Origin of the sequence: Brevibacterium otitidis (genome assembly GCF_042429315.1) — a bacterium.
In the GTDB taxonomy this organism is placed as follows: domain Bacteria; phylum Actinomycetota; class Actinomycetes; order Actinomycetales; family Brevibacteriaceae; genus Brevibacterium; species Brevibacterium otitidis.
Map to the genome: position 1 here is coordinate 1 of NZ_JBHMAU010000082.1, position 633 is coordinate 633.

The window sequence follows — 633 nt, forward strand, 5'->3', positions numbered from 1 at the left end:
GACTGCCAGTGCGGTGAACACGATGGTCAGGTGCGCTTCGATTGCGTCCCGGGTGTGGTGGAAGATCGGTCGGGCTGCTAGGTCGGACTTCGCCATGCGGAAGGACTGCTCGACCCGCCACAGGTCGTGATACGAGCTGATGATCTCCTCGGCGGGCATCCGGGTCGCGGGGATGTTCGTGACGTAGCCCTTGAGTCCGACCAGGCGGCGGGCCCGCTTGAGCGCGGCTTCGTCGAGTTTCCGCCCGGCTGCTGTGGTCTTGACGAATCTCGCTGACTTCACCTGGCGTTGCCCGGCGATGATCTCTTGAGCGCGGTTGGCCTGGAGGTTCAGGGTCTGCTGATCCCGCAGCGCCCGTTTGCGTGAGAATGCCCATACTGCCCGCCAGTCCTTGCCCATCTGCTCTGGATTCCACTCTGGTTCCTTGCGCAGTAGGACGTCGTTCGTGGCCGTTCTGCCGTAGCGTGGGGTGACGGTGTCGACGATCTGCCCGTCGGTGAACGCATCCCCGTGCCACCGGAAATGTGAGGCCAGATCGTTGGGTGCTTTCGTTACTCTGGAGCCGACGATGAACCGCAGTCCGGCTTCATCGAGCTCTTTGAGGTTGGCTGCTGAGAGCATCCCGGCATCAGC

At 63.0% G+C, this 633-nt stretch carries 1 protein-coding gene; it reads right to left on the minus strand.

The window, feature by feature from the left end:
- Positions 1-633 (minus strand): IS1634 family transposase (locus ACFFN1_RS13540; RefSeq protein WP_376841357.1); only part of this gene is annotated, 633 nt, incomplete at both ends.